A 19,587-nucleotide genomic window follows, 5' to 3' on the forward strand; every position below is an offset into this window, starting at 1 on the left:
TATTATTTTGCCAAGTTTCGAAGAGCTCCGCGCAGAAATTGCGAATAAATGCGGCTGACATTTTCCCGGTCTACGTCCGACGCGGTCAAAATATGGTATCCGAGCGCCGCGCCAGATCCGGTTACCATTGCGGCTATGGCGGGTAAGTCGTCGGAGGTTATCGACGAGCCATCGAACTCCGACTCCTGTGCTTCTATCAATTCGGAAATCTTATCAACGAACATGCCGCCCACAGTAATAAGCTGAGAAACAATAGGATCCGGAGAGAGTTCGAGGGATATTCGAAGTATGTCCCCTATCTGGGGACGTTGAGCGATATAATTCATGCCGACATTAATCAAAATGTCGACACTGTCTTCGAGCGGGCTATTGAGCACACTGTCGTAGTAGGGGAACAACTCCCTCACCACATTCATTAGTTCCCGCTGAATTACCCTGTTAAACAGATCCTGCTTGGATCCGAAATGCGCATAAAGTGTCGGTTTCGTGGACTGCGCGACCTCAGCAATTTGGCCCATGCTGGTATTGGCGTAGCCATTTTTAGCGAATTCCTCGAGTGCGGCATCGAGCAGATCGTCGTCGCTCGGGCGGCGTTGAGTTGGAGGCACGGGTTTCCCGACTTCCTCTCCATGGGCGGCTCGGCAGATCGCAAATCGCCCTTGACTGTACCGGACACGTAAGCGTCAAGCCGGAGTCGCCACGTGTCATGAGAGGAATGATTTGAATCCGAGCACCACTTCCGGACCCGAACTTCCCTCCCGATTCGCAGACTGGCGGCTAGGTCCATTCACGCCGGCCTCAGTACTGTCGCCAATCGCTTACAATAGAGTCCACAGTCATCGAAACGCATAGCGGACCAGGCGTGGCGCCGGGAAGATGACGGCTTCTATGACACCGCGTGTTCGCGATTAAGATTCCATGAAATCGTGGCTGCGCATTCGGGCAGCGTTCGGTTGGGAATTCGGGTTACGAGGCAATAAATGGAGGTTGCGAGGCTGATTATGCTGTATATCAGCTGGCGACCGGCATATCGGTAGCAGTCGCTCCTGGCCCACCCAACCGCCTAGCAGCTCGCTGGCCTCGTAGGGCAAGGGGGACCAGCCACAAGAATGCTCCAAGGTCGCCCACGAGCGTCGAAGGTAGACGATTGTGCACGAACCCGACGGACAGCCCACTGTTCACATCGGCCCAGCCGAAACACCCGCTCAGGCCGACATGGCCGAATCCGGGGGCGAGCCCGGGGACCGGACTACGATGGAACCCCAGATTCCATGACATCGGTAGTCCGATCACTCGATCACGCTGCCAGCGGCGCTCGCCGTCGAACATCCGTACCCGCTCGGCGGAAAGAAGGCGGTCTGCGCCGACGCGGCCGTCCGTCGCGAGAGCGGCGTACACCCGGCCCAAGTCACGCGCCGTGGAGATCGCGTTTGCCGCTGGCATCTGCGTTCCCGTCAGATACTTCTCAGGTGACGTCGCAACCATGCGCGCGGTACCCGGTCCCATGTAGAGCGCACGGCACGAGGCCCCGCCGAGAGCTGCCGGGAAGCGCGTTCCGCGCGCAAGCAGGTTGTCGCGAGCTACAGCGGTGAACACTCGTCGGGGATCGACATAGTCCGCAACCTGAACCGGCGGCCTCGGAGTACCGAGCGACAGTTGAGTGAGGCCAAGAGGGGCGCATAACTCGTCTTGGTAGAGGGTTCGCATATCTTTGCCGGTGACGTGTTTCGCGATTCCCGCGAGTAACCAGCCGATCGTCAACGCGTGGTACGCGGGTTTCCCCGCCAATTCATCGCGACGCGAACTTGCCAGCCGTCGTTGCATCAACTCATGGTCGAGTGCGTCATGGACAGATCGCGACATTCCGCTCAGTGCCGACAAGCCTGCGGTGTGTGACAGCACTTGCCGCACCGTAATGTCCGACTTCCCTTCGGCGGCGAAGTCCGGCCAATACTCGGCAACCGGATTGTCATAGTCGATAAGCCCGCGATCAGCGAGACGATGAATAACGATCGATGACAATCCTTTCGAGGCCGAATAGATCACTGCGGCGGTCGACTCCGTCCAGGGCTGCTCGCCACGCGCATCCCGGTTGCCGCACCAGATATCGACCACCGGGACCCCATTGTCGAAGACAGCCAACGCGCCGCCGCCCAAACCACCCGACCAGACTCGCCCGAAGACCTTCGTCAACCGCTCGTAGCCGCGATCCGAGTATCCAGAAACTACGGTGTGCATTGCCAACCCTTTCAGCTTTACTCCGAGTAAAGCATTGTGGGGCACGCTACCGCTCTGGTGTGACCGAGTCAACACTCATCAGAGATGCGGTTGTCTATACGGATTCGTGACATTCGGAAAATGTGCGATCACCCAAGTCGGCCGAGCGTCGACCAACAGCCTTCTTATCTCACCGAAACGGCTGCCCTACCGAGTCTGCGATTCGGCATGTCGGGGTACCGGCCCCGACTTTCCATCAGGAATGCGCGACTAAACCACCCGCGCACCGGGCACCGGACCGGTCGCGATACGCACTGCTTTCGCCACCCCCGCGCCCGACAATTCCGCGGCCACGTTAACCGCAGCCGCTTCGTCGGCGCAGAGGAAGGCGCAGGTCGGCCCGGAACCCGAAACGATACCGTTCAGCGCGCCAGCGTCGACGCCGGCGCGCAAGGTTCGACGCAGGGTCGGCTGAAGGGACAGCGCGGCCGGCTGTAAATCGTTGTGCAGCAAAGCCGCAACGCGCGCAGGCTCACCGGCGGCCAGCGCCTGCAACAACCCGTCCGGTGGCGGTACATCATGGTCAGCGTCGTCACTGCGGGCCGCGCGCAGTCGGTCGAGTTCGGCGTAGACGGCCGGCGTCGACAATCCTTCCCGTGCGAGCGCCAGTACCCAGTGAAATTGTCCCCGCGAAAGGATCGGTATCAGCCGTTCGCCGCGACCGGTGCCGAGCGCCGTCGCGCCATGCAGCCCGAACGGTACGTCGGAGCCGAGTTTCGCCGCGATCTTGTTCAGAGTCTCCCGGTCGACATCGAGTTTCCAGAGCGTCGCCAGCGCCACGAGCGCCCCGGCCGCATCGGCGCTGCCACCGGCCATCCCGCCGGCGACCGGAATCTGTTTGCCGATAACGATGGCGGCCGACGGGTCGCGGCCGGCCCAGGCGGCCAGCTCGATCGCTGCGCGCGCCGCCAGGTTGGTCGCATCGTCCGGCACATTGCCCGCACCCTCCCCGGCGGTCGAGACGGTCAGCTCATCGGCGGTGGTCACACTGATGTCGTCGCCGAGCGACAGCGCTTGGAACACCGTGGTCAGGTCGTGATAGCCATCGTCCCGCAACGCCCCGACGCCAAGGTAAAGGTTCACCTTCGATGGCGCGTGCACGGTGATCGGGGTCGGAACCGCCGAGAGTGATGGGGACACGGGAATACAGCGTAACGCAGGTGCGGGCTAAGCCGGTGTCGACGACGTTACGCCGGGTCCACCTGCGCCAGCCGGACGAAATCGTCGACCGACAAACGTTCGCCGCGCGTGCTCGGCTCGATGCCTGCCGCACGCAGACGTCGTTCGGCCTCGGGCGCGCTACCCGCCCAGCCAGACAGGGCCGCCCGCAATGTCTTTCGGCGCTGCGCGAACGCGGCATCGACTACGGCGAATACTGCGCGCCGGAACTCGGCATCGTCGGGGAAGGTGTCGGTGCGCTCGATCCGGACCAGGCCGGACTCGACCTTCGGCTCAGGCCAGAAGACGTTACGTCCCACCGCACCAGCCCGGGAGACTTTTCCGTAATACCGGGCCTTCACGCTGGGCACCCCATACACCCGACTCCCCGGATCGGCCGCAAGCCGATCGGCAACTTCAGCCTGAACCATCACCAAAGCCGTTGTCAGCGTGGGAATTTCAGCCATCAGGTGAAGCAATACCGGCACTGCGACGTTGTAGGGCAGGTTAGCGACCAGCGCAGTCGGAGTACCCGGCACGTCCGCGGCCTTCACTTTCATGGCATCGCCGAGCACAACGGTGAAATCGGCCAGCTGACTTGGCGCGAATTCGCCGATGGTGTGAGGCAATCGATCGGCCAGCACCGGGTCGATCTCCACCGCGACAACGGATCCGGCTACCGCGAGCAAAGCCAGGGTCAGCGACCCCAGTCCCGGACCAACCTCGAGCACGGTGTCGTCGGGACCAACTTTCGAGGCGGCGACGATACGGCGCACTGTATTCGCGTCGTGTACAAAATTCTGACCGAGGGTCTTGGTCGGGCGAACGTTCAATTCCGCTGCGAGAGATCGGATCTGAGCCGGACCGAGAAGTCGGGGCTTGGGGTCGGTACTCAGCGCAGACCAAGACTCGACGAGCATGCGGGCCAGGCGCCCCACCCCTGTGCGGCAAGAGTCTTCTTGGCGATATCGATCTGCTCTTCACGGGTCGCGAGGTCGGCCCGCGGAGCATACTTGCCGCCACCCCAACGCAACCACGTCCCGGCGTCGAACTGAATGCCACCGTAGAAACCATTGCCGTTGTTGATCGCCCAGTTGCCGGTCGACTCACACTGCGCAAGCGCATCCCAGACCGAACCCGCCGGGACGAACGGGGCGCCGGGCTTTGTTCCGACGCGAACAGTCGCGGCGACCGGCTCGGTGGTCGTCTGCGATTCCAGCTTCTTCCGCTTGACTTCTTTTCCGTTGATCGTGGTGACTTCGTAAGTTACCCGCGCCTGACCGGGCTTGCCAGGACTGACGACGACCTTGCGGTCCTTGATGAGGTTGGGATCTTTCTTCTGGATCTGCGGCGGCGCGACAGCCTCGACTCGAGAGGTCTCCGAGACCCGGATACGGGTGACCCGAATAGCCATATTGGCCTTCACCGGCGTCGATGCCGCTGGCCAGACCTTGTCGGTGGGCGCCAGCGGTTTGCCTGTCGCGGCCAGCACATCGGCAACGGTCTTCGCGGCGACGTCCGGGGTCCAGGTGACGGTTCCGTCAGTCAGTTTGACCTTCTTGGGGAGCGTCACGTCAACGATGGCGCCGTTGGTCGGCAGCGTCGGGAAATGCGCGTCGGTCGCCGAGTCGCCCAGATTGGTCTGCGCGAGCAGTTCAGGCACGGTCGAAGCATTGGTGCGGACAGTCTTGGGTTTTCCGTCGACGTCGATGGTCACCGACTTCATCCGCTTCATCGTCACCACTTGGCCGTCGTGCAACGACGAGTTGCCAGCCGGCAGCAGAAGGTCACCGTCGGCGGGGGTATACCCCTTGGACCGTAGGACCGAATCCACCGACATCGACATCGTCGAGACATGTTCGATATTGCCGTCGACATTGAGAGTGACGTTCTTATGCATCGCCACCCCCATCGCTCCGCCAGCGGCGACGGTCAACGCGACGGCGCCGACTGCGAGCCGCGCACGGTTCGACTGAGAGCTATTGATCTTGGAAACGACAGACACGTTGTGACAACCCTGGTTCGACGACAGTCTTCGTCCGACCCCGCTGAAGACGACTTCGGGGATCCGACGGATCACAGTATGGTAACGAACGTGCGCAATTAAGGCAAAGCAAGCCCGAAGGCAGCGCAAGCGTTTGCCCCGAGTTGGATAGCCAAATCAGTTGCGTCGACGCCACGGATCGCGGCGAGCCCGCGCACTGAAAATGGCAGGCAGTAGGACTGATTTGGCTGGCCACGGTAGGGATGCGGCGTCAAGAACGGCGCGTCCGTCTCAACCAGCAATCTATTTTCTGGGACCAGTTTCGACGCCTGCGCCAACTCTGAAGCATTGGTAAAGGTCACAGTTCCCGCGAAGCTGAGGTAGTAGTCACGCTCCACGCATTCACGTGCAACGTTTCGGTCACCGGAGAAGCAATGCATGATTACGGTCTCCGGGTCCCCTTCGGCCGCCAGAACATCGAGCAGATCGGCGTCGGCCTCTCGATTGTGGATCATCAGCGGCTTACCGATCCTCTTCGCGAGGTTGATATGCCAGGCGAAAACATCCTTCTGCACGGCCGGGTCGGCGCAATCGTCGGATTTGCCCGGCCAGTAGTAGTCGAGGCCGGTTTCGCCGATCGCGACGACGCGGGGATGCGCGGCCATCTCCTCCAATTCGGCCGCGGTGTCATCGTCGAGATCATTGGCATGGGTCGGATGCAATGCGACGGCGGCATAAGCACGCTCGTCCCAGTCCGCCGCTGCCACGGCCCAGCGCGCATCGACCATGTCATCGGCGACGGTGACGACGGCGCGCACACCGACCCGCTCGGCATGGTCGAGGATCTCGCGCACGGACTCGGGGTCACGCCCGCCGCATGCCGCGAGGTGCGTATGGGAGTCGATGAGCCCCGGCAGGGGCGTCGGATCTGGCGGCGGCTCACGACGACGACTCTTGCTCACCGCGCCCACTCTGCCAGGTGCCGACTCCCCGACTCCGGTCCGCCTATAACTCGACGGACCCGTCGACCACAGTTGTCGACTGTCCGCCGATCCAGATTCGATCACCGTCGTCATCGACGTATACGCGTCCGATCCGATCCAGGACGGTCCCCTGTGCGGCGACATACGAAGCGGGGGCATCGTGTGTGGCGCGCAGCCACATGGCCAGACCCGCGTTGAGGCTCCCGGTGATCGGATCTTCCGGTACGCCTTGTCCCGGAACAAAGGCGCGCACCTCGTAGTTCGGCTCGCCTGCTTCGACGTCGGTGTACGCCCCCACGACACCAACTTCGTAGTCGCCCAATGCGGCCATATCCGGGACTAAGTCCAACACACGCTGCGCCGAATCGAGTAGCAGTCCCATCCAGTTGGGACCGTTGGCGACCCATGCGGCATCGACGATGTCGGTGACACCGATACCGAGGGCGAGAGCGATCTCGGTCCGCACCGACTGGTCAATCGGGCCGCTGCGGATCAGCGGCGGCGCGGCGAATGCGAGTCGGTTTCCGTCGACTCGGATATTGATGAGGCCTGCACCGCATTCCTGCACGATCTCAGGTCCTCGTGGGGTGCCACCGTTTGTGCGCCAGGCATGCGCCGAACCCAGCGTGGGATGGCCCGCGAACGGCAACTCGCCTGCCGGGGTAAAGATACGCAGGCGATAGTCAGCGCCCTCGACGGTCGGCGGCAGGACGAAGGTGGTCTCGGACAGGTTCGTCCACCGCGCGAAAGCGGCCATGTCGGTGTCGGATAGGCCATCGGCATCAAGTACCACGGCAACCGGATTGCCTCGTACCGGAACAGAAGTGAACACGTCGACCTGAGCGAATTTCCGTTGCATGCCCGCCATGCTGGCACGGGTCGGGCAACCCCCGCATGTGGTTTTCCACGCACTGAGACACCCCGCCGGCCATAGCGCGCCAGATCCGTCGAAGACAGGTAGCGTTTGCGCAGTGTTGGGTTTGCCAGATGCAATCAGAGTCGCACTTTTCGATCTCGACGGCGTATTGACTACGACCGCCGTGCTACACCGCACTGCCTGGGGAGAAGCGTTCGACGCGTTCCTGTCCACCCGCGCGGGCGGTGGTGCGGCGAGTGACGGCGAGGTCTACCGTCCGTTCACCGAGCAGGACTACCTCGACTACGTTGACGGGCGCCCGCGCCTCGACGGAGTGCGCAATTTCCTGGCGTCGCGCAACATCACCGTCGACGACGCAACGGCCGATGCCATCGGCGCGGGAAAGAACAAACAATTCTTGGATTTGCTCGAACGTGACGGCGTGACCCCGTATCCGGGATCGGTGCGCTATCTTCAGGCCGCCGCCGACGCGGGATTAGGCATAGCCGTCGTGACGTCTTCGAAGAATGGCGAAGCGGTGCTCGACGCCGCCGATCTCTCGAAATTCGTGCAAGTGCGGGTCGATGGCTTGGAAGTCGCTCGACGCGGCCTGCCCGGCAAACCCGCGCCCGATTCCTATCTACTCGGCGCCGAGTTGATGGGTGTAACAGCCTCCGAGGCCGCAGTTTTCGAAGATGCGCTGTCGGGCATCGAATCCGGTGTCGCCGGAAAATTCGGCTACGTCGTCGGCATCGATCGGGTTGGCGGCACCCAAGCCGCCTCGATGACTTCAGCCGGTGCCGATATCGTCGTCACCGATCTCGATCAGCTACTTGAAGGAGGGTCGCGGTGACCACACCCGATCACGGTTTCGACATCCACCCCTGGCAGTTGAGTTGGCGCGGACTCAATGTCGACATGTTGTCGGTGACCGAGTCCCTGTTCGCACTGTCCAACGGGCACATCGGGTTACGCGGGTCCTTCGAAGAAGGCGAGCCGGTTGACATGCCGGGCACCTACCTGAACGGCTTCTACGAACAACGTGGGCTGCCCTACGCCGAGAGCGGTTACGGCTACCCCGAGTCCGGCCAGACGGTGGTCAACGTGACCGACGGCAAGATCATCCGGCTGCTCGTCGAAGACGAGCCGATGGATCTGCGCTACGGCACCACGGTGGAACACGAACGCACACTTGACTTCCGGACCGGCACCCTGCGTCGCGAGACGCTGTGGACCTCGCCGACCGGACGCACGGTACGGATCAAGTCGGAGCGTTTGGTGTCTTTCACCAAACGCACCATCGCCGCCATCCGCTACGAGGTCGAGCCCATCGGCGAGGACATGAAGATCGTGGTGCAGTCGGACCTGCTGGCCAACGAGCCGGTGGCACCTCCGGGCAGCGACCCTCGACTCGCCGCCGCCTTGGATCAGCCACTGGTCTCCGACCTCGCCGACTGCCGCAACTACTGGGGTGTGCTGGTACATCACACCCGCAAGTCCGGCCTGCACATGGCCGCGGGTATGGACCATGAGATCGAATTCCCCGACCGCGCAGACACTTTCGTACGCGCCGAGGGGGATTTGGCACGCCTGACCGTCGCCGCCAACGTGCCGCAGGGCACCAAACTGGTCTTGACCAAGTACATGGGATACGGCTGGTCGGCTCGACGCAGCGTGCCCGCTCTGCGCGCACAGGTCGACGCCGCACTCGCGATGGCCGTGGAGACCGGCTGGGAGGATCTGAAGGCCGACCAGGCCGCCTATCTGGAAGACTTCTGGCATAACGCCGATATCGAACTCGACGGCGATCCCGAACTGCAACAAGCGATTCGCTTCGCCCTCTTCCACGTGTTGCAGGCCGGTGCCCGCGGCCAGTCCCGCGCCATTCCGGCCAAGGGGCTCACCGGCCCCGGCTACGACGGTCACGCGTTCTGGGATACCGAGTCCTTCGTCCTGCCGATGCTCACCTACACGCTGCCGGCATCGGCCGGTGAGGAATTGCGTTGGCGGCACTCGACTTTGGATAAGGCGCGCCACCGCGCACAGGAACTCTCGCAACCCGGCGCCATGTTCCCGTGGCGCTCCATCAACGGTGACGAGTGTTCGGGATACTGGCCGGCGGGCACCGCTGGCGTCCACGTCAGCGCCGACATCGCCAATGCCACCGCGCGCTACCTGCGCGCAACCGGCGACGAGCAGTTCGAAACCGAGTGTGGCGTCGAACTATTGGTTGAGACAGCGCGAATGTTCGCGGGTCTCGGTCACCACGATGCCGACGGCGGCTTCCGCATCGACGGGGTCACCGGCCCCGACGAGTACACCGCCATCGTCAACAACAACATCTTCACCAACCTTGCCGCACAACAGAATCTGCGGGATGCGGTCGCCGCTGTCCGTCGCCGACCCGAGGTTGCTGCCGAGTTGGACGTGACCGATGCCGAAGTGGCGCATTGGGTTTCCTGTGCAGATGCGATGGTGATCCCCTACGACGACAAGCTCGGCGTACATCAGCAGTGTGAGTCGTTCACACATCTGGGCGCATGGGATTTCGAAGCTTCGGTTGGCAAATACCCACTGCTGCTCAACTATCCGTATTACGACCTCTATCGCAAGCAAGTCGTCAAACAGGCCGATCTGGTCTTCGCGATGTACACCCGCGGCGATGCCTTCACACCTGAACAGAAGCTGCGCAATTTCGACTACTACTATCCGTTGACCGTGCGTGACTCGTCACTGTCGGCATGCTGCGAGGCGATCGTCGCGGCCGAGGTCGGCTACCTGGACCTGTCCTACGACCTGATGTGCGAGTCGGTGTTCACCGACCTACACGACCTGCACAAGAACGTCAGTAGCGGACTGCATATCGCGGCGCTCGCCGGCGCGTGGATGGACTGTGTCGCCGGCTTCGGTGGTATGCGTGATTTCGGCGGTCAGATCACCTTTGCGCCGCGGCTGCCCAGCCGGTTGTCGTATCTCTCGTTCCGCATGGTCGTCCGTGATTCGAAGATCGTGGTTGCCATCGACCGGGACAAGGCAACCTACCGGTTGATGGACGGCCCGCCGATCCAACTCGCGCATCACGGCGAACAGTTCATCCTGGACGGGGAGGGACCAGTCAATCTCAATATTCCCTCGATCGTGACTTCCGACCCGCCCAAGGCGCCGGTCGGGTGCGAACCGTACCGACGGGAGACCGTGGCCGAATAGCCCAGGCGGGGCCGGGAGAAGGGTTTCGCGGCTCACCTCCCGTTCCCGGCTCCCCGCCGGCACCCCGCTACGATGAGACGATCATGTCGAACGCCACCGCCAGCGCCGCCTCACACGGTCAGTCCAGCCCGTTTTACCTGACCACCGCGATCGCGTATCCCAATGGTGCACCGCATATCGGGCACGCCTACGAGTACATCTCGGCGGACACACTCGCCAGGTTCAAACGACTCGACGGTTACGACGTCCGGTTCTTGACCGGCACCGACGTCCACGGTCAGAAGATGCAGCAGACCGCGCAGACCGAAGGTATCCCGACTGCCGATCTCGCCAACCGCAACTCCGATCGCTTCCAGGTGCTGCAGGAGCGGCTCGGCTCCAGCTTCGATCGGTTCATCCGAACCTCCGACGCCGATCACAAGCGCGCGTCGGAGGCCATCTGGCAGCGGATGGCCGACGCGGGCGATATCTACCTCGACAAGTACTCGGGCTGGTACGACGTTCGCGACGAGACTTTCTACTCCGAGGACGACACCACAACCGACGACTCAGGCAGCCGCGTCGCCGCCGATACCGGCCACGTACTCACCTGGACTGAAGAAGAGACGTACTTCTTCCGGCTGTCCGCCTACCAGGATCGTCTCCTCGAACTGTACGAGTCCCATCCTGAGTTCGTCGGCCCCGACGTCCGGCGTAACGAGGTCATTAGTTTCGTCAAAGGCGGCCTGACTGACCTGTCTATCTCTCGAACCACCTTCGACTGGGGCGTTCCGGTGCCTGGGCATCCTGACCATGTCATGTACGTGTGGGTTGACGCGCTGACCAACTATCTGACCGGCGTCGGATTCCCCGACGACGAGCAGACGTTGAATCGCTACTGGCCGGCAGATCTGCACATCATCGGCAAGGACATCATCCGATTCCATTGTGTCTATTGGCCGGCATTCCTTCTGAGCGCCGGCATCGAATTGCCGAAACGTGTTTTCGCACATGGCTTCTTGTTCAACAAGGGCGAGAAGATGAGCAAGTCGGTCGGCAATGTCGTCGACCCCGAAGCGCTTATCGACGAGTACGGTCTCGATCCGGTGCGCTACTTCTTCCTCCGTGAGGTTTCCTACGGGCAGGACGGATCGTATTCCACCGATGCCATCGTCGCGCGGATCAATGCCGACTTGGCGAATGAATTCGGCAATCTCGCGCAACGCACACTCTCGATGATCGTCAAATACTTCGACGGAGTCGTGCCGGAGCCCGGCACGTTTACCGCCGATGACACCGCCCTGCTCACCCGCGCCGATGGCCTGCTTGAGCAGATGCGTGCCCACTTCGACCAGCAGGCAATCCATTTGGGGCTTGAGGTGTTGTGGTCGACGCTCGCCGAGACCAACCGCTACATCTCCGCTCAGGAGCCGTGGAAACTCGCGAAGACCGATCTCGCGCGTACTGGCACTGTGCTCTACGTGTGCGCCGAGGTAGTTCGAATCGTCGCACTGCTGGCGCAGCCGGTGATGCCGACATCGTGCGCGACGTTGCTCGACCTACTCGCCGTCGATGCGAAGGCGCGTGACTTCACCGCTACCGCAACACGTTTGACTCCGGGCACTACGCTGCCCAAGCCGTCGCCGGTGTTCCCGCGTTACGAAGCGTAGGCACCCCTGGTCGCCCCCGGCAACGCCAACATGACCGACACCCACTTGGCACTGCGACTCCTCACAGCGCTCGACGCCCACACCCGCGCGCATGGCATGCCCGGCCCCGCCGCGCTGATCGGCGACTGGGCCGGCGGCGACGCCGTGATCGCGCCGTCGCTAGCGTTGGCCGCAGACACACCCATACCCGATCGACCGCAACAGTTTTGGTTCGGCTACCACGGTTTCGGCATTCATGCACAGCGGTCACCACTGCCCGACGTCGTTGGTGGACTATCCGACGACATGCTGGTGTTGCGCGACGATCAGTGGCACTATCGCCATATCGACGATCATCCGCTTCCGGACTGGATCGCCGAATGTCTAAGCGTCGCCGAATCTTTCACCACATCCGCAACTCCTTGGTCGGCATCGTGGACACCTCCGCCACGGGCGCCACACGTGTCGGCTATCGCCCAGTGCCTTGAGGCCATCCGCGCCGGCGAGATCTATCAGGCGTGCGTCTGCACTCAGTTCACCGGTCGGATCGACGGCTCACCGCTCGGATTCTTCGTCGACCTGGCTTCAGCCACTACGCCAGCCAAAGCGGCTTTCCTGCAAGGTGATTGGGGGGCCGTGGCAAGTTTCTCGCCCGAACTGTTCCTTTCCCGACACGGCGCTCGAGTGTCATCGAGCCCGATCAAAGGCACCATCGCCGCATCCGACGATCCTGCGTCTCTTCGGGCGTCGGTGAAGGACGTCGCGGAGAACATCATGATCGTCGACCTGGTCCGCAACGATCTGGGGCAGGTGGCGAAGATCGGCTCGGTTGCTGTCGAGGACCTGCTTTCTGTCGTTCCGGCCCCTGGCGTGTGGCATCTGGTGTCGACGGTGTCGGCGACCCTCGATGACACCGTAGGGAACGACAAGCTGCTCGAAGCCGCTTTCCCACCGGCATCGGTGACCGGTACCCCAAAGATCCGAGCATGCGAGCTACTCAGCGACTGGGAATCAAAGGCACGTGGAGTGTATTGCGGCGCAATAGGTTTCGCGGGTCCAGATCTCGAGCTCGATTTGAACGTGGCGATCCGGACGGTCCAGATCACCCCCGACGGTTCGGCGACCCTTGGGGTAGGCGGCGGGATCACCATCGACTCTGATCCGGATCGAGAGTGGCAGGAATGCCTGGACAAGGCGTCGTCGATCATGGAGTTCAGTCGAAGCGTTGCGTCACCGGGTCTCGATACACCTCGTCGCTAGCGCTCCTCGGCACTCGACCAGCGGGAAGCACCAGACCATCTGCAAACAACCCCCGATGGTCGAGTACCGACAGACGAGCTTGCGAGTCTGCCGGTGTATCGAGACCACACAAACACCCCCGATGGTCGAGTGCCGACAGACGAGCTTGCGAGCCTGCCGGTGTATCGAGACCACGCAACACCCCCGATGGTCGAGTGCCGACAGACGAGCTTGCGAGCCTGCCGGTGTATCGAGACCACGCAACACCCCCGATGGTCGAGTGCCGACAGACGAGCTTGCGAGCCTGCCGGTGTATCGAGACCACGCAACACCCCCGATGGTCGAGTGCCGACAGACGAGCTTGCGAGTCTGCCGGTGTATCGAGACCACGCAACACACCAACCCAACCCCCAAGCACCCCAACACTTCTCCACACCACTCACGGAGTCTCGATACACCTCGTCGCTAACGCTCCTCGGCACTCGACCACCGGGAAGCACCTAACCTCGCGCTGTTAGCACCGCCTCGTATAACTCTCGCCGGGACACTCCCGCCGCGGTTGCCACCTGTCCGCACGCGTCTTTGAGGCGCAGTCCGTCAGCGACCAACGCCTCGACGTCAGTCACCAGATCGGCCGGGTCTGCATCGACGGCGACGGCCGGTGCCAGTACGACGGTGATCTCGCCCCGTACGCCTTCCGCCGCCCACGCTGCCAATGCCGCCAGATCGCCCCGCCGGACCTCTTCGTACGTTTTGGTCAACTCTCGGCACACCACCGCGTTTCGGCTCCCGCCAAGGACCTTCGACGCCGCCGCCAACGTATCGGCCAAACGGTGCGGCGATTCAAAGAACACGACGGTGCGCGGTTCAGTTGCCAATGTCGAGAGCCACGCGGTTCGCGCGCCTGCCTTGCGCGGCGCGAAGCCGTCGAAGCAGAACCGCTCGGAGGGCAGGCCCGACACGGCCAGTGCGGTCGTCACCGCCGACGGGCCCGGCAAACATGTCACTCTCAACCCGGCGTCAGCACAAGCGGCGACGAGTTTAAAACCCGGATCGCTCACCGAGGGCATGCCCGCATCGGTGATGACCAGAACGTCCGCGCCACCGCGGATCGCCTCGACGAGCCCCGGCGTTCGGGCCGCCTCCACCTGGTCGTAGTAACTGATGAGCCGCCCACCGATAGACACTTCGAGGCCGGCGGCGAGCGCCCTGGCGCGCCGGGTGTCTTCGGCGGCGACGATGTCGGCGTCGGCCAGCATCTGCCGCAACCGCGGTGACGCGTCGCCGTATTGCCCCATCGGTGTCGCGGCCAGAATCAAACGGCCCGCGGTCGACGAAGTCATGTCATCCACCCTATGCGCGGCATCGACCTCTAGGATCGGTTGGGTGACTTCTGCCGTGCTGGACGCAAACTCGACAGCGCCCGGTCCGTTGGCTCAAGATTCTGTCGAGAACTCAACTGACCTCGGCAGTCGACCAGGCCGCACGATTCCCCGCCCGATCTTCGGCCCAACCGACCGGTTCCGCGGTCGATGGGTCGGCCTGGTGATCCTGATACTGGCCACCGTCACGCGCTTTTGGGCGCTGGTTTACCCAACTGATCAGGGCACTCCCGTCTTCGACGAGAAGCACTATGTGCCCCAGGGCTGGCAGGTCCTGACCGGCGGCAACTGGATTGAGGACAATCCCGCCTACGGCCTGGTGGTTCATCCGCCGGTCGGCAAATGGATGCTGGCGATCGGTGAGTCGGTATTCGGCTACACCCCGCTCGGCTGGCGGATCATGCCGGCGCTCTGCGGCATCGGCATCATCATGATGGTCTATCTGGTGGTGCGACGGATGTCGCGCTCGACGCTCATTGGCGCGCTCGCCGGTATTTTCGCGATCTGCGACGGTGTGCTGGTCGTGCAGTCCCGACTCGGGATGCTCGACATATTCCAGGCGTTCTTCATGCTCGCGGCGTTCACCGCTCTGATTGCCGACCGCGATCAGATGCGCGAGCGTATGCACCGGGTGTATGTCGAAGGCCGGATCAGTGACAGTCGGTTCGGCCCACGGCTCGGCTTTCGCTGGTGGCGTTTCACATCGGGTGTGATGTTGGGTCTCACCTGCGGAACCAAATGGTCGGGCATCTACTTCGTCATCTTCTTCGTCATCCTCGCGCTCGGCTTCGATGTTGCGGCCCGTCGCGCCTATCACGTTCAGCGACCGTGGGTCGGAACGCTGGTGCGAGACGTAGTGCCATCCGGGATGAGCCTGGCCGTGATGCCGGTAATCATCTATCTACTTGCCTTCATCCCCTGGTTCAATAGCGAGACTTCGGTCTACCGCTATCAGGTCGGCAATACTGTCGGGCTGGTCGGTCCGTGGGCGTGGGTGCCCGCCGCTTGGCGATCGCTTTGGTACTACGAGTCGAGCATCCTGAACTTCCATGAGGGACTGACCAATTCGGCCGGCAATCACCATCCGTGGGAGTCCAAACCGTGGACGTGGCCGATGGGCCTGCGACCGATGCTCTACGCCATCGAGAACGGGCCCGACAAATGCGGTAGCGGCGATTGCGTGCGCGCACAGATGTTGGTCGGCACGCCCGCGATGTGGTGGCTCGCGCTGCCGATGCTCGCCTGGGGATTGTGGGCAGTGGTGGTTCGGCGGGACTGGCGATATGCCGCGGTACTCGTCGGCTACGGCGCGGCCTTCCTCCCGTGGTTCGCCAACCTCGATCGCCAGATGTATTTCTTCTATGCCACCGCGATGGCACCGTTCCTGGTGATGGGCCTGGCATTGTGTTGCGGCGACATCCTGTCGGCAACAGCTCGAACCGCCTCGCGAAGACCGGAGAGGCATATCCTGGCGATCCTGGTCGTCTGCCTTTACACCGGGATGGTCATCGCGAATTTCTTGTGGCTCTGGCCGATCCTTACCGGAGCTCCGATCAGCCAGGAGACCTGGCGACTGCAGATCTGGTTGCCCAGCTGGGGATAGTTGCGCAGCGCTCGGCTTCCCTCCGCCCCACCAGACCTGGGATCTTCCGGAGATAGTCCGTCGACCAGGGGCAAGTTGCCCCCACCCGACGGACTATCACCAGACTTTATTCGCGGCGCAGGTTATTCGACGCCGCCCCTTTGCGGACGTTCACTCACTTTTGCGCGTCACCACTAGACGACGCCTCGGCCACGATCACTTCTGACGTATCGATATCCGTGGTGGCCCGGTCGTCGGACGGTCCGAAGTCGTCACCGGCGATTTCCTGGGCCTGGGTCCTGATGTGCTGGTCCACCTGACTGAGCAACTCTTCCCGTGCGACGACGAGAGGGTCCTTGCGCAGGTCCATGTAGAGCGAGACACACATACCGATCATCACCACCACGAATGGCAAGGCGGCGATAATCGCCATCTGTTTGATTCCATCGAGCGCATCCTCTCGTATCGCCAGCAGCAACGCCGCCACAGCTCCGGTGAGCACACCCCAAAAGATCGTCACCCATTTGCTCGGCTCGGCCACCCCGCGCTGCGAGAGCGTACCCATTACCAACGACGCCGAGTCGGCACCCGAGACGAAGAAGATCGCCACCAACAACATCACCAGGCCCGCGGCTATCGGGAACCAGGGCAACGTGTCGAGCATCTTGAAGAGAATCGAATCTGACAGTGCGTCAAAGGCTTTGGCGGTCATACTGTCCGGAACGCCAGGCAGCTTATTCTGCTCCTGCTGCCGGATCGCCGCGCCGCCGAACACGCAGAACCAGACCAATGACACTGTTGTCGGAACGACCATCACACCGATGACAAACTCGCGAATGGTGCGGCCCCTGGAGATTTTCGCCAGGAACATTCCGACGAAGGGTGTCCACGACACCCACCAGGCCCAGTAGAAGATGGTCCACCCGGCCAACCAGCTCTGACCGTCGCCATCAACAGTCGCCGACGATCGTGCGGAGAATGTGGTGATATCGGTCGCGTAGGCGCCCAAGCTGGTCGGCAGCAGGTTGAGAATGAAAACCGTTGGGCCAACGACGAATACGAAGACAGCCAGCACTAACGCCAGCACCATGTTGATATTGGATAGCCACTGAATCCCTTTGGCCACACCGGAAACCGCCGACGCGACGAAGGCAGCGGTGAGGACCGCGATGATCGCCACGAGCAGTAACTTGCTTGGCTCGTTGACCCAGTTCGCCGATTGCATACCCGAGCCAATCTGCAATGCGCCGAGGCCCAGGGATGCAACGGTGCCGAAAAGCGTTGCGAATATTGCCAAAATGTCGATTACCTTGCCACCTGCGCCGTTGGCCCGGTGGCCAAGGATGGGAGCGAACACCGCTGAGAGCAACTGGCCGCGCCCCAGTCGAAAAGTGCTGTAGCCGATGGCCAAACCGACGACCGCATACATCGCCCACGGGTGAAATCCCCAGTGGAACATCGTCGTGGCCATCGCGATGCCGACGTCGCGGCCGTTCGTTCCCGGCGGCGCGAACATGAAGTGCCGCAACGGTTCATAGGACCCGAAGAACATCAGCCCGATGCCCATACCGGCGCTGAACATCATCGCAATCCAACTGACGGTTCGGAATTCGGGCTTTTCCCCGTCTTGGCCGAGTGGGATTTTGCCATATTTGCTTAACGCCAGGAAGAGCGCGAAGATTACGAATCCGGTGGCGGCCAGGATGAATAGCCAACCAAGATTGTCGGTGATCCAGCCGAGCGCCTTGCCGGTTGCGTTGTTGAGGCTGTCGGAAGCTACTAAGCCCCAGATCACAAAGCCTACGACGAATGCCGCCGTGACGCCGAATACCCAGGGGTCGACCCGTGGGCGCGATGTTGAAGGTTCCTTTTCATTTACTGTGCGTTTCGTATGATTTCTAGTAGAGGCCACCTAGATACACAAACAAAGATCGCCTCGAACTATCAACTTTTCGCGACTTTCGGTACGTCATCGTTAACTGAAATTTCCGTCAATACCGCCTTTGATCTGCTAGAACTGCCGAATCAACGGACACACCAATCCACGAGGTCCACCTCGGACGGAAACCAGCTTGCTGCCGTCGATCTCGAGGACTTCGATGCCGGCATCGACCAGACGCCTGTTCGTCTCAACACTCTCGTCGTACGCGATAACCACGCCGGGTGCGACGGACAGGAGATTGCCGACCTCGACATTCGACTCGACATCGTCGGAGCCGGGACGGCTTTGGATGAGCCGCATCTCGGTTGTACCCACCGCTTCGGCCGCCGCCTGCTGAAACGGCCGCGGGGTTTCGACGCGAACGCCGCCGTCGTCGCGCGATCGAATCGTGTAGGCGACGAGGGACATCGCGGCGGACCGGCCGACGAGAAGGGTATCGGTGTCGACCATCGTCACCAGGGTGTCCAACCGGGTGTGCGCAACCCGACGGTCGATCGGTACCGCAAGCACGGTATGCGCTAGATCGTCATCGAAGAGACTGCGCGCCAACGATTCTGCCCCGGCAGGTGTGGTGCGTTCGCTGACCCCGACAACCGCGACGCCCGCCGAGAGCAACAACACGTCGCCACCTTCGACCGGAACCACCTGAGATCCATAGGCCCGACGCGTACCGCTGAACATCGGATGGTGGGCGTAGATGAGATCAGTCAGCGACGATTCACGTTCTCGCGCAACGGAAGCCAACGAGGCGATGGCGAACCGTTGTCCGATCCAAAACGAACTGTCGCGCGCGAAGAGAAGGTTGGGCAGCGGGTCGATCGCGAAGTCATCACCGTGATGCATCTGCCGCACAAGCGAAGTACCGTCCAGTGGCACCGACCGAGCGTCGTGCCTCGGCAATTCGTCGAAGGTCATTCCTGCGATCAGAATTTCAGCGAGACCGGCTGCGGGAAGCCCACGCAGATACGCGGAGAGTTCACCGGCCAGTTGCACTCCGAGTCGCCGCGGGCGGACGGCCGCTGCGATGCCCTGGATCCGGGCGGCGCCGCTGACCGCGATGGTCTCGACTAACAGCTCACCAAGCAGGTACACCGCAACGTCGCGGTTCCTGAGCACGTCGGCAAGGGAGTCATGTGCCTGCTGAATACACTCGAGTCGCGCTGAGCCCGTTAACAATCGGTCAGTATCACGGGGCGTCACCCGCTGGATCTCATCACCGGGACGATGCAGCATGACGGCGCGCAACGGAGCCGTTTCGGTGGTAACACCAGGCGTCGTTCCGTCCGGCAGTCGCGCCGTCGATAGTCCGTCTGCCCCGCCTGCCATCACCTTCTCCCGTCGCCATTGGC

15 protein-coding genes are annotated in these 19,587 nt (G+C 62.3%); 5 read left to right on the plus strand and 10 right to left on the minus strand.

Going from position 1 to position 19,587, the window contains the following annotated elements; genetic code table 11:
- Nucleotides 1-2: 2 nt before the first annotated feature.
- The 7 genes from AAFP29_RS16500 to AAFP29_RS16530 all read right to left on the minus strand — a co-directional run bounded on the left by AAFP29_RS16500 (nucleotide 3) and on the right by AAFP29_RS16530 (nucleotide 7,261).
- Nucleotides 3-608: a TetR/AcrR family transcriptional regulator gene (locus AAFP29_RS16500; protein WP_419218478.1), complete on the minus strand. Its 606-nt coding sequence runs from the start codon at nucleotides 606-608 to the stop codon at nucleotides 3-5.
- 403 nt (nucleotides 609-1,011) lie between these two features.
- A complete protein-coding gene (locus AAFP29_RS16505) occupies nucleotides 1,012-2,238 on the minus strand; it encodes a serine hydrolase domain-containing protein (protein ID WP_419218479.1) in 1,227 nt (408 codons plus the stop codon).
- A gap of 249 nt (nucleotides 2,239-2,487) precedes the next feature.
- The gene (locus AAFP29_RS16510; protein WP_419218480.1) at nucleotides 2,488-3,417 is read right to left on the minus strand and encodes a 4-(cytidine 5'-diphospho)-2-C-methyl-D-erythritol kinase; all 930 of its coding nucleotides are present in this window, start codon (nucleotides 3,415-3,417) and stop codon (nucleotides 2,488-2,490) included.
- A 47-nt stretch (nucleotides 3,418-3,464) separates the two neighbouring features.
- Complete coding sequence (gene rsmA / locus AAFP29_RS16515; RefSeq protein ID WP_419218760.1) at nucleotides 3,465-4,364, minus strand: 16S rRNA (adenine(1518)-N(6)/adenine(1519)-N(6))-dimethyltransferase RsmA; 900 nt, start codon at nucleotides 4,362-4,364, stop codon at nucleotides 3,465-3,467.
- Nucleotides 4,328-5,440 (minus strand): transglycosylase family protein, encoded by a 1,113-nt coding sequence (locus AAFP29_RS16520; RefSeq protein WP_419218481.1) that lies wholly within the window; start codon nucleotides 5,438-5,440, stop codon nucleotides 4,328-4,330. Before AAFP29_RS16520 ends, rsmA begins: the two co-directional genes overlap by 37 nt.
- A 98-nt stretch (nucleotides 5,441-5,538) precedes the next feature.
- Nucleotides 5,539-6,390, minus strand: coding sequence for a TatD family hydrolase (locus AAFP29_RS16525; protein WP_419218482.1), 852 nt, complete (start codon nucleotides 6,388-6,390; stop codon nucleotides 5,539-5,541).
- Nucleotides 6,391-6,424: 34 nt separating this feature from the next.
- Nucleotides 6,425-7,261, minus strand: a complete 837-nt coding sequence (locus tag AAFP29_RS16530; RefSeq protein ID WP_419218483.1) for a PhzF family phenazine biosynthesis protein — start codon at nucleotides 7,259-7,261, stop codon at nucleotides 6,425-6,427.
- A 112-nt stretch (nucleotides 7,262-7,373) separates the two neighbouring features.
- On the opposite strand from AAFP29_RS16530, the gene AAFP29_RS16535 reads away from it, so the two are divergent.
- From AAFP29_RS16535 to AAFP29_RS16550, 4 genes are all read left to right on the plus strand, one after another.
- A complete protein-coding gene (locus tag AAFP29_RS16535; RefSeq protein ID WP_419218484.1) occupies nucleotides 7,374-8,111 on the plus strand; it encodes an HAD family hydrolase in 738 nt (245 codons plus the stop codon).
- A complete protein-coding gene (locus tag AAFP29_RS16540; RefSeq protein WP_419218485.1) occupies nucleotides 8,108-10,465 on the plus strand; it encodes a glycoside hydrolase family 65 protein in 2,358 nt (785 codons plus the stop codon). The genes AAFP29_RS16535 and AAFP29_RS16540 overlap by 4 nt, the downstream gene beginning before the upstream one ends.
- 83 nt (nucleotides 10,466-10,548) lie before the next feature.
- Complete coding sequence (gene metG, locus AAFP29_RS16545) at nucleotides 10,549-12,114, plus strand: methionine--tRNA ligase (RefSeq protein WP_419218486.1); 1,566 nt, start codon at nucleotides 10,549-10,551, stop codon at nucleotides 12,112-12,114.
- A gap of 30 nt (nucleotides 12,115-12,144) precedes the next feature.
- Complete coding sequence (locus AAFP29_RS16550; RefSeq protein ID WP_419218487.1) at nucleotides 12,145-13,353, plus strand: aminodeoxychorismate synthase component I; 1,209 nt, start codon at nucleotides 12,145-12,147, stop codon at nucleotides 13,351-13,353.
- Nucleotides 13,354-13,832: 479 nt separating this feature from the next.
- On the opposite strand, the gene rsmI is transcribed toward AAFP29_RS16550, so the two are convergent.
- Nucleotides 13,833-14,675, minus strand: a complete 843-nt coding sequence (gene rsmI, locus AAFP29_RS16555) for a 16S rRNA (cytidine(1402)-2'-O)-methyltransferase (protein WP_419218488.1) — start codon at nucleotides 14,673-14,675, stop codon at nucleotides 13,833-13,835.
- A gap of 34 nt (nucleotides 14,676-14,709) precedes the next feature.
- On the opposite strand from rsmI, the gene AAFP29_RS16560 reads away from it, so the two are divergent.
- Complete coding sequence (locus AAFP29_RS16560) at nucleotides 14,710-16,317, plus strand: dolichyl-phosphate-mannose--protein mannosyltransferase (protein WP_419218761.1); 1,608 nt, start codon at nucleotides 14,710-14,712, stop codon at nucleotides 16,315-16,317.
- A gap of 154 nt (nucleotides 16,318-16,471) precedes the next feature.
- Here the strand turns inward: AAFP29_RS16560 and AAFP29_RS16565 are convergent, their stop codons facing one another.
- Both AAFP29_RS16565 and AAFP29_RS16570 read right to left on the minus strand, forming a co-directional pair.
- Complete coding sequence (locus AAFP29_RS16565; RefSeq protein WP_419218489.1) at nucleotides 16,472-18,091, minus strand: BCCT family transporter; 1,620 nt, start codon at nucleotides 18,089-18,091, stop codon at nucleotides 16,472-16,474.
- Between the two features lie 216 nt (nucleotides 18,092-18,307).
- Entirely contained in the window at nucleotides 18,308-19,564 is a 1,257-nt protein-coding gene (locus AAFP29_RS16570) for an arginine deiminase family protein (RefSeq protein ID WP_419218490.1), read from the minus strand.
- Nucleotides 19,565-19,587: the final 23 nt, after the last annotated feature.

It is taken from the genome of Gordonia sp. CPCC 205333 (assembly GCF_048537885.1).
In the GTDB taxonomy this organism is placed as follows: Bacteria; Actinomycetota; Actinomycetes; order Mycobacteriales; family Mycobacteriaceae; genus Gordonia.

Bases quoted from the DNA above. Each gene is read 5' to 3' on its own strand.
- AAFP29_RS16505 (WP_419218479.1), bottom strand. From the start codon at position 2,238: ATGCACACCGTAGTTTCTGGATACTCGGATCGCGGCTACGAGCGGTTG.
- AAFP29_RS16530 (WP_419218483.1), bottom strand. From the start codon at position 7,261: ATGCAACGGAAATTCGCTCAGGTCGACGTGTTCACTTCTGTTCCGGTA.
- metG (WP_419218486.1), top strand. From the start codon at position 10,549: ATGTCGAACGCCACCGCCAGCGCCGCCTCACACGGTCAGTCCAGCCCG.
- AAFP29_RS16550 (WP_419218487.1), top strand. From the start codon at position 12,145: ATGACCGACACCCACTTGGCACTGCGACTCCTCACAGCGCTCGACGCC.
- rsmI (WP_419218488.1), bottom strand. From the start codon at position 14,675: ATGACTTCGTCGACCGCGGGCCGTTTGATTCTGGCCGCGACACCGATG.
- AAFP29_RS16570 (WP_419218490.1), bottom strand. From the start codon at position 19,564: ATGGCAGGCGGGGCAGACGGACTATCGACGGCGCGACTGCCGGACGGA.